Source organism: Paraburkholderia diazotrophica, assembly GCF_900108945.1.
Classification (GTDB): domain Bacteria; phylum Pseudomonadota; class Gammaproteobacteria; order Burkholderiales; family Burkholderiaceae; genus Paraburkholderia; species Paraburkholderia diazotrophica.
In genome coordinates this window covers 24,858-33,599 of sequence record NZ_FNYE01000057.1, presented here as the reverse complement: position 1 = coordinate 33,599, position 8,742 = coordinate 24,858, and the positions used below count along the sequence as shown (strand labels likewise).

Genomic DNA, 8,742 nt, shown 5'->3' with positions numbered 1-8,742 from the left:
ACGAGACGGTTCTGAATCTGAGCGATGCCGCGCTCGTAGTCGCGATAGAGCTGCACCGCCGTCAGGATCAGCGTGATCGCGCAGCTAAAGACGAGCACCGTCGCCAGCAGCCGCAGCACCACACTGCGCCGCACGTAACGGAGCCCGCTCCACCATGCGTCGAACCTGTCGAGAGCCATATCTTCCTGCGAGTGCTGCCGTCGTGTGTGTCCTATTCTGCACTCGATGCCAAAGCCCGGTCTACCGCGCCTCACCCCGCTTTCAAACATCCGATGAAACAACGCGTGCGCCTACCGCAGCCACTGCGGCCAGCCCATATGTCTTTGCGCGTTGTTTTTTGCCCGTTGTCTTTGCCCGTTTTGCCTGCGTTGTCCGCTCGCTATTCCGGCACGTCCCCCACCGCCATCAGCCGGACCGTGCGCGCCGGACGTTCTACCAGTTCGTCGATCAGATCGGCCATTTCGCACAGCGCGTGAAAGCCGTCCGCGTCGAGCTGATCCGCATGATGGCGCCGCAAATCTCGCATCGTTTCACCCAGCCGCCGCAGGGCACCCGGCGCGCTGTCGGTCAACGGCCAGCAATGCAACAGATACGCGAGCAGCGTCATACTGCGCGCCTCGCACCAGGTGTCGAACAGCCGCAGACAGAGCGAATCGACCTGCTCGACAACGTTCTCCCGCTCGGACAGATAGGCCATCATGATGCATCGGTTCAACATCGCGTTTTGATGGCTCATCATCTCCGATCAGAAACTAAGCCGCAATCAGCGCACGCGCAAAGACGGTCGTGAGACATCCTGATTCCCGCGTCGGGAAAGCCTGACGGCTGAAATCAGCGCTTCCTGAGACGACATTCCGCCGCCGCCGATTGGGCCCGCGCGCCGATCCCCCGTAGCATCGCTTCATCGTGCATCGCGGGGAAAGTCATGGCGGGCAACACATCACTGCGCTCTCAGGTCGAAAAACTGGTCGGCTCGACGCGTGGCCGAACAGCGCGCGTGCGCCTGCTGGAACGCTCCCGCTCGGGCGGAACGTGTCGCGTGTGCATTCAGGTCGAGCGGCCGACCGGGTCGTTCTCCCTGTTCTTCTTTCGCCATGGCGACGGCACGTGGCATGTGTTTCCGCCGGACAGGCGCCGACCGGAGATGGGCATAGGCCGCAAGGCAGCCTGATCGTTCTGCAAGCCAAGGAGACGCACATGCACGACGACGCTTCGAATGCATTGCCGCAATATGTGATCGAACTGCGCGCGTGGCTCAGCGACTGGTACGACCATGCGTTCGATGTGGGCTACATCCGGCCGCCCTTCACACTCGACGAAGCGATCGCGGACCGCCTCGAGGGGTACTTCAAGGCGGGCCTGACGCCAGCCGAAGGCGCGATGGCGTTCTTCGGCTCCGTACATTGAAAGGCGATCGATCAGATTCGAAGGGTTCGATGCTCGTCTGTCGCGCCCGCTGGGCTTGATGCGCGCAGGGGCCGAGTAACGCGCTGTGCGCAACAACGAGGCGCGCGGCGTGCACGCTTTGCCGATATCCTTGTCGTGCTCGATCCATTTTCGACCTACGAAGCCTTTGCGTTCTTCCAATAGGGACTCCAGCTAGAAATGCGAGCACTGATCGGCCGAGGATGTACTGCAATTCTTCGGCATCGCGTTCGACCAGAAGGTTGCGAGCGTCGGCCGCCTGCACATCCTCAGACGCTTCTCGCCCCTTCCAATATTTTCAGCAACGGAAGCCGTGCCGCATGACAATGCGACGACCCTGCTCACCGTCTGTCAACGCCCGCGCCAACATGCCTACAACAATTTCGTCGTGTCCCCGCCCGCGGCGGAGAACGTATTCAAGGTGCTCCAAGGAATCGAGGGACACCGGCCCATCTCTCTCGACAATCTGCAAGCATCGTTGGCGACGTGTCGCACCACCTGTCTCGGAGGTCGCCATGCACGCACATCGTCGCCTGCGCCCAGCAGGCTCCTGATTCGGCGCTGGGGACCACTTCGGCACTAATGTCATGTTGCTCTGCACGGGACCGCCCCCAAGCCGAAGATGCATTCCGCAAGTGAATCATGGTGCCTACGACGCCGTGCTCGTCACCTATCGCGCGTTCGTCGGTGCAATCACGCTGCGACCCCGTATGCGTTCGCTACCGCCATCCTGCAGATCGCAAAGAACAGGCGGTCGATATCGCACCGAGGATCATTACCATTGACGAGATTTCTTGCAATCACGGTAGCTGCTGCGCGCGGTCTTTGCGTGTTCGGGGCAGATTCTCCTTCTCCTGCGCGTCATCGACGTTCGGCCATACTGGAAGCCCATGGCGCCACCTGCCAGTGGGCTTCGTCCGGTAACAGACCGCGACGTTTTTCCCGATCGCGACGGTGTCTGGCAGCGGGCTGCGCAGCCATTGGCTGGCGAAACGAAAGTCGAACACATCCTGATCGACCATTGGGCGTGCACACCAACGTTCGCCTTGCCAATCATCCTTGTCGTTCTCGCTCGTCTATTTCTTCGGCCAAAGTAAAACAGGAGTATGGTCTGATACCAACTGCCCAATTAGGCTCGGCGTAAATAAGTTGCAATCAAAATTAGGGCCGCCGGATGGATTGTCCAGCTGTCCAGCAATCCCATAATCTAGATTGCGGCCGCTTGTTCTATGGGTTGGCCGATCCTCATACTGGAAAGTCACGTTTCTGTATTCTTGCGGATAGCTTCTCCGAAGGAGGTCGCGCAATTGATTGGGCTCGCGATTAAAATCACCAGCAATCAACCATTGGTCCGATATCTGATTTTGATTAAAATACTCCCAAACTCGAGCAACGATTGCTCCAGAATCCGTCCCGCCGTTTGCCAAGGCATGAATCCCGAAATAATAGTCAGATCCGAGTCTGATTCCCAGTATTGGCCTTGCTCCACTCCAAGCCCGCGGTCTAAGCAAGATTACTTGATCAGCCTTTTCTTTGCTGATAATAGCCAGATTTACTCGGTTGGCACCAGTATCGACTCGCGAAAAATACACGTAGTAATCGATTGGCCTTCTTGATGTGCCCAAATTCCAGACATATTCGTTTATAGGCGCGACAACGAGATCCGGGTTCACTAACCGGCCTTCCAATGGAAGTGGAGGATTAGACGTAATTGATGCCGGTAGTGATCCAGCCTCCTGTATCATCATAACATCAATGTGCCTTGAAACGGGTATCGGTCCGTCATCCCGATTTCCAAGTAGCACCGCGCGAATATTTGAATTCCATTTACTCTCCGTGCTTGCGCTGGAGCCTTGGAGATTCCAAGTCACTACGCGGCGATCGTTGACTGCCGTCCACGCATTACCAGGAAAATAGATTATCAGAAGAATAAAAATCGCCAAAACTCTCATCGGTCCACCTTCTTTTTCACAAATGCAATTCAATGGAGTTACACAACCAAGTATCAGGCGCCGTGCTGGCCGGTAAAATCCTATGCCACGACGCCTAAACCGAAACTACATATCGATCTGAATCGTAGCGATTCAACTGATATCTCGTACTGCGTGCCCATCGCGAGCGCCACGGCGAACGGCCTAGGCGAGCCGCTCATGTTCGGGCGTGATGCGATTCCATCCCGCACGGGCGCGTTCGTCCACACGAGCACGGCAGAATGCCTGGACAGAAGAATCGGCGGCGCTTGGGCAGGGTGACGCAATTGCCCTCGTTCAGCTTGAGCGCCGTGGGCTTGGACCTTCTTCCTCGGACCGGCATGATGATCCTACCTGATGTTGATGAACTTATTCGTCTGCAACGAGACGCGCCAGCCGTAGCGGTGCGCCGCCTTCATGCAGATGCCCGTGGCACGGGATGACAGACTCAGTGGCTGCAACCAGATCGGGGTGCCGCGCGCGCGCTGGATCGGGTCAAGTCTCTCGAGCACGATATCAATGTCGCGCTGCTTGCCGACCGGATACTTGATCTCGTTGGCACGCGCCAGCGCCTCATCGAGCACCGGGCGTCCACTTGGCATTCCGTACTTCGGGCTCGTGGTGACGAAGGTGCTGGGCGTGACGAGCGGCACGTAAGTGCCCGAGGTTTCGACCTGGACACGGTGATGCCACGCTTCGAGCTTCGCGATCAGGGGGCGCAGGTCGTACATGCACGGTTCGCCGCCTGTGATGACCACGTGCTCAGCGTCTGCCGCCCGCACAATGTTTGCGAGCGTCGGCACGTCACACCACGCATAGCTGTCGCACGGCCGGCCGGTTTTGTCGCCCATCGCCCCGACACTGATCTCGCGCTCCGGCATCACCTGCCACGTGTGCTTGCTGTCACACCACGCGCAACCCACCGGACACCCTTGCAGACGGACGAACACTGAAGGTGTGCCGGTGAAGCTGCCTTCGCCCTGTAACGACTCAAAAATCTCGTTGACGGGATAGCTGCCAACGGGTGGCACGGCTACAGACGATACGTCGCACTGCATTTGCGTGTCTCCTATATTCGACGTTCCACCAACCGCACGTCGGTGGCTTCCAGCACTTCGAGTGCCGAGCACGATCACCAGCCACTGCGCCATGTTCTCGGCGGTTGGATTGAACGGGGCACCCTGACCACCGACGTATCGATGCCGCGCACGTAGGCATAGAACGGGTCGTCGGTCCACAGCAACATGCGGTGATCCTAGTAGTCCTTGAAATAGCGGTGTCTTGATCACGCCAAACTCGATGACGCGCCCGACGCCATCAAGGGGGGCAGCTTCAAAGTGGATGCGGTGGTAGTTGTGCCATGCAGGCTCCGGCACTTGCCTTCATGCCCACAACCATGCACATGGGGCAAATCAAATTCGACGACACAGATCGAATAGTTGTCCGCAGTTCTATTCGCTGGTGATTTAGGTAACCGTCATCGTAATGTGCTTAATCATCCTGATTCCACTATCGCGACGCAGTCAGTTGACGCCGATTTGCGGCTTCCGCCGCAGACGTGGGAAGGGGGAAGTGCCTTCGATTCTCTAACATCGCGCTCCGTCAGATGTCGAGAGACGGTCTGGCGTAGTACTGTTCGTCGGCAACCGGGTTTAGCCAATCGACACATTTGCTGTCATGCTCCTTCTGGAGCGCAATCAACCTCACGGAGGTCCATGGTGACGCACCGTGCCAATGCTTTTGGTTCGGCGCAATGCAGACCATATCACCAGGATGCATCGCCACGATCGGTCCGCCTCCACACTGCATCCACCCACATCCCGCGGTCACGAACAATCGTTGGCCTAACGGATGAATATGCCAGTGTGTTCGGGCACTGGGCTCAAATGAGACTATCGTGCATGACAATCCGGCCGGTAATGGCACACCGCGTGGGAGACGGAAATGTATGATACCGGTACCCATATCAGCGAGGCTACGCATCGGCGGTGGCCGGTTCGGTCGATCACAATGCATGTTCTTCAACTCCTTTGTTACCAGCCATAAACAGCGATTTAGGCTTTGCGCGGGTCGCGTCTTCAGCAGATATCCGAGAACTCCATACACCGTTAGTTGTCCGGGAACGCTTTCGTTCGAGCCAGCGAATCCGGTCCTTAAGGTTGACCTCCCATCCGCCGCTGGCTGACATCAGCGTCGACGAGGTTGATCAGCGGACAACGAGTTGTCGCGTGCTGTCGAGTTCTCATTGTCCGGAGCGTGCCCGTGCAAACAGCTTTCCCGCAGGTTTCGTGCCATGCACGTCCGCATTCTATACAGCGCTTTTCATTTCTATTTATCCCACTGCATTCGTTGTGTACACATCGGAAGTCGTCATGTCATCTTTGCGACAAAGCATCCGCGATCGTGTAACAAAAGCGCCTAGATCGCCTTTGGTGTTGGGACGACATGAGCTGAGAAATGCGCTCTGTTCCGTTGTTAACCGGTCTGTATTCGCGGGCATGCCTATGGTGCGACCGAAGGCGGAACGGGTACTGAGCGAAGACAAGCGCTCGCAATTCACTTCGTTAGTGCGTTCACGTTCGATTTCGAGGGGCCGGTCGCGCATGCGCGCATCGTACGGCTCTGGCGCGTTACCGAAGTCAAGTAGAAAATTTCGAATCGAAGGGTACAAGCGCAAGCAACTCAGCAAGGCCGTTCGTTTTTTCGCGTGAGCGTGTTGCATGATCCGGACACAGTCTGGATGCCGAGTGAAGCGGTGTCCATGTTCCATTCTCCGGATCAGCCGTGCCCCCAGAGGCAACTGAAGCCGCAATGCGGGCAATGATCGGGGCGGTATGACTGAGGCGTGGTAACGACAGCGCGAAGATGCTGCTCGAGCGTGAGAAACGCAAATACATTTCGGTGCATGGCCAGTTTGTTCTTGATGTTCGTACGGCGTCCGGAACACATCGCACGATATCAGAGCGTGCGACCTGTAAAGTCGCCTAAATTTCTGTTTTACTGGAGGAAGGACTCCTGATAAAACCGGCTGTTCCATCAGCCGTTCCCTACCCGGACATGCGGAGCCGGCAACAGCTCCGTGTGAAGCTTCGGGGACAATGTAGCCAACGGGTAACCGTTACACCAAACCGCGAGGCGCGGTGGAATCTGCCAGCACGAAGGCGGTGAGGCACTAGTGTCCCGAGTTAGAAATTCATTGCCTTATTTGCGTTGTGTACTAACCTGGGTTGCAGGGTTCGCAAATAAGCGAGGCGACGATGAGAGGAAGACCGAAGGCGCCACTGGTGCTGAGTGGGTCGGAACGCGAACAGCTCATAGCGTTGACGATGCGGCGCAAGACGGCACAGGCACTTGCCCTGAGAGCGCGTATTGTGCTGGCTTGCGCCGAGGGCTTCGACAACAACACGGTCGCGACAAGACAACGTGTCACCTCGCATACGGCTTCGAAGTGGCGTTCGCGATTCATCAGTCACCGCGTGGACGGGTTGCTCGATGCACCGCGCCCGGGCGCACCGAGGACGATCGAGGACGCGCAGGTGGAGGCGGTTGTCGCCCGCACGCTCGAATCCGTGCCCAGGGATGCAACTCACTGGAGCACGCGAACAATGGCCCGCGAGATGGGAATGTCGCAGACAGCCGTGTCGCGGATCTGGCGTGCCTTCGGATTGCAGCCGCATCGGCAGGAGACCTTCAAGCTCTCCACTGATCCATTTTTCGTCGACAAGGTGCGCGATATCGTCGGGCTGTATCTGGACCCGCCGCTCAAGGCGATGGTGTTGTGCGTGGACGAGAAGAGCCAGATCCAGGCGCTGGACCGCACCCAACCTATGCTGCCGCTGGCCCCGGGCATCCCTGAGCGACGCACGCACGACTACATGCGGCACGGCACGACCACACTGTTCGCGGCGCTGGACATCTCCACGGGCGAAGTCATTGGCGAACTGCATCGGCGTCATCGCAGCAGTGAATTCCTGAAGTTCCTGCACACCATCGAGGCCAACGTGCCACCCCAACTGGACGTCCATCTGGTGATGGATAACTACGGCACGCACAAGACTTCCTCGATCAATACCTGGCTGGCTCGCCATCCGCGTTTCCATGCGCATTTAACCCCTACCTCTGCTTCGTGGATTAACCAGGTCGAACGATGGTTTGCCACGCTCAGCGAGACATACATCCGCCGCGGCACTCATCGCTCCACCCGGCAACTCGAACAGGCGATTCGCCAATACATCCAGATCAACAACACTGATCCGAGACCTTTCAACTGGACCAAATCGGCCGACGACATCCTCGCCAGCGTCAAGCGATTTTGTCTACGAATTTCTAACTCGGGACACTAAGGGCTGTTTACATTTAAAAATTTGTGTTTACATCCTGTCTTTTGTACAGCGAGACAGGATGGCGCGAACGTTACTGAGCGATGAAGTATGGAAGAAGATCCGGGACATCCTGCCTGGCAAGGAAGGCGATCGCGGCCGAACGGCATCCAACAATCGCTGGTTTCTCGAAGCGGTGCTGTGGATTGCCCGGACTGGCAGTCCATGGCGCGACTTGCCTGCAGAGTTCGGCCGATGGCATACGGTGTACATCCGCTTCTCGCGCTGGCGAAGCAAGGGCGTATGGCAGCGGGTGGTGAATGCACTGGCAGGCCACACGGAAATCGAGCACGTCATGATCGATTCGACGATCGTTCGCGCACACCAGCATTCAGCCGGAGCTACAAAAAAAGTGGGCCGCAAGCTCTCGGTCGTTCCCGAGGTGGACCGAGCACCAAGCTGCATCTGGCGATCGATTCGACGGGGCGTCCGTTGCGCCTGATCGTCACTGAAGGGCAGGTCGCCGACATCTCGTGTGCGGTACAACTGGTTGAGCATTTGCGCACGGGAGCGGTTATCGCAGACAAGGGCTATGACTCCGACGCCTTCGTGCAAGCCATTCGGGCTACCCACGCGAAGGTTGTCATCCCGCCACGTTCGAATCGCAAGACAAAGCGCCGCTACGACCGTGGGCTGTACCGTACGCGCAATCTGGTCGAGCGTTTCTTCAATCGCATCAAACATTTTCGCCGTGTATCCACTCGATATGACAAGCTCGCCGACAGCTATCTCGTGTTTGCGTCACTTGCCTGCATATTTGGACCGGTCGTAAATGTGAACATCACCTAGGGATGAGCGTCACGCCCAACATATGTGAACTTCCGATAAACGTCGTGAATCGTGACAAGCCAAACGTGCTGTGAGGCTTGAACCAAAAGGTAAGCGGTGCGGTATGGTCATGACTCTGTGGACCATCATGGACAAAGCCATCGCCGGCGGATAGGAAGGGGCCGACACGCTCGGAAACG

The 8,742-nt window shown here is 57.6% G+C and carries 9 protein-coding genes and 1 pseudogene; 6 read left to right on the top strand and 4 right to left on the bottom strand.

What is annotated here, in order from left to right; all coding sequences use genetic code 11:
- Positions 1–379 precede the first annotated feature (379 nt).
- Complete coding sequence (locus BMW76_RS37200; protein ID WP_090873763.1) at positions 380–700, bottom strand: hypothetical protein; 321 nt, start codon at positions 698–700, stop codon at positions 380–382.
- Between the two features lie 225 nt (positions 701–925).
- On the opposite strand from BMW76_RS37200, the gene BMW76_RS37195 reads away from it, so the two are divergent.
- The 4 genes and pseudogenes from BMW76_RS37195 to BMW76_RS42925 all read left to right on the top strand — a co-directional run.
- Positions 926–1,171, top strand: a complete 246-nt coding sequence (locus BMW76_RS37195; RefSeq protein ID WP_090873760.1) for a hypothetical protein — start codon at positions 926–928, stop codon at positions 1,169–1,171.
- A gap of 26 nt (positions 1,172–1,197) precedes the next feature.
- Complete coding sequence (locus BMW76_RS37190; protein WP_090873759.1) at positions 1,198–1,407, top strand: hypothetical protein; 210 nt, start codon at positions 1,198–1,200, stop codon at positions 1,405–1,407.
- A gap of 226 nt (positions 1,408–1,633) precedes the next feature.
- The gene (locus BMW76_RS37185) at positions 1,634–2,008 is read left to right on the top strand and encodes a nitrogenase-stabilizing/protective protein NifW (RefSeq protein ID WP_090873758.1); all 375 of its coding nucleotides are present in this window, start codon (positions 1,634–1,636) and stop codon (positions 2,006–2,008) included.
- Between the two features lie 296 nt (positions 2,009–2,304).
- Positions 2,305–2,444, top strand: a pseudogene (locus BMW76_RS42925) (IS5/IS1182 family transposase); the annotation flags it as partial.
- Positions 2,445–2,501: 57 nt separating this feature from the next.
- Here the strand turns inward: BMW76_RS42925 and BMW76_RS37175 are convergent.
- The 3 genes from BMW76_RS37175 to BMW76_RS37160 form a co-directional block, all read right to left on the bottom strand.
- Positions 2,502–3,377, bottom strand: coding sequence for a cytolethal distending toxin subunit B family protein (locus BMW76_RS37175; protein WP_090873756.1), 876 nt, complete (start codon positions 3,375–3,377; stop codon positions 2,502–2,504).
- Between the two features lie 368 nt (positions 3,378–3,745).
- A complete protein-coding gene (gene queE, locus BMW76_RS37165) occupies positions 3,746–4,453 on the bottom strand; it encodes a 7-carboxy-7-deazaguanine synthase QueE (RefSeq protein WP_090873754.1) in 708 nt (235 codons plus the stop codon).
- A gap of 544 nt (positions 4,454–4,997) precedes the next feature.
- Positions 4,998–5,360, bottom strand: coding sequence for a cupin domain-containing protein (locus tag BMW76_RS37160; RefSeq protein ID WP_245763550.1), 363 nt, complete (start codon positions 5,358–5,360; stop codon positions 4,998–5,000).
- A 1,292-nt stretch (positions 5,361–6,652) separates the two neighbouring features.
- On the opposite strand from BMW76_RS37160, the gene BMW76_RS37155 reads away from it, so the two are divergent.
- A complete protein-coding gene (locus BMW76_RS37155) occupies positions 6,653–7,738 on the top strand; it encodes an IS630 family transposase (RefSeq protein WP_090873752.1) in 1,086 nt (361 codons plus the stop codon).
- A 58-nt stretch (positions 7,739–7,796) separates the two neighbouring features.
- Positions 7,797–8,563, top strand: a protein-coding gene (locus BMW76_RS37150; protein ID WP_090873751.1) for an IS5 family transposase whose coding sequence is annotated in 2 segments (ribosomal slippage) — positions 7,797–8,127 and positions 8,127–8,563 — 768 coding nt in all. Because the reading frame shifts where the segments join, the coding sequence is not laid out codon by codon here.
- The last annotated feature ends 179 nt before the right edge of the window (positions 8,564–8,742 follow it).

Bases quoted from the DNA above. Each gene is read 5' to 3' on its own strand.
- BMW76_RS37190 (WP_090873759.1), top strand. From the start codon at position 1,198: ATGCACGACGACGCTTCGAATGCATTGCCGCAATATGTGATCGAACTG.
- BMW76_RS37160 (WP_245763550.1), bottom strand. From the start codon at position 5,360: ATGGGTACCGGTATCATACATTTCCGTCTCCCACGCGGTGTGCCATTA.
- BMW76_RS37200 (WP_090873763.1), bottom strand. From the start codon at position 700: ATGATGGCCTATCTGTCCGAGCGGGAGAACGTTGTCGAGCAGGTCGAT.
- BMW76_RS37155 (WP_090873752.1), top strand. From the start codon at position 6,653: ATGAGAGGAAGACCGAAGGCGCCACTGGTGCTGAGTGGGTCGGAACGC.
- queE (WP_090873754.1), bottom strand. From the start codon at position 4,453: ATGCAGTGCGACGTATCGTCTGTAGCCGTGCCACCCGTTGGCAGCTAT.
- BMW76_RS37175 (WP_090873756.1), bottom strand. From the start codon at position 3,377: ATGAGAGTTTTGGCGATTTTTATTCTTCTGATAATCTATTTTCCTGGT.
- BMW76_RS37195 (WP_090873760.1), top strand. From the start codon at position 926: ATGGCGGGCAACACATCACTGCGCTCTCAGGTCGAAAAACTGGTCGGC.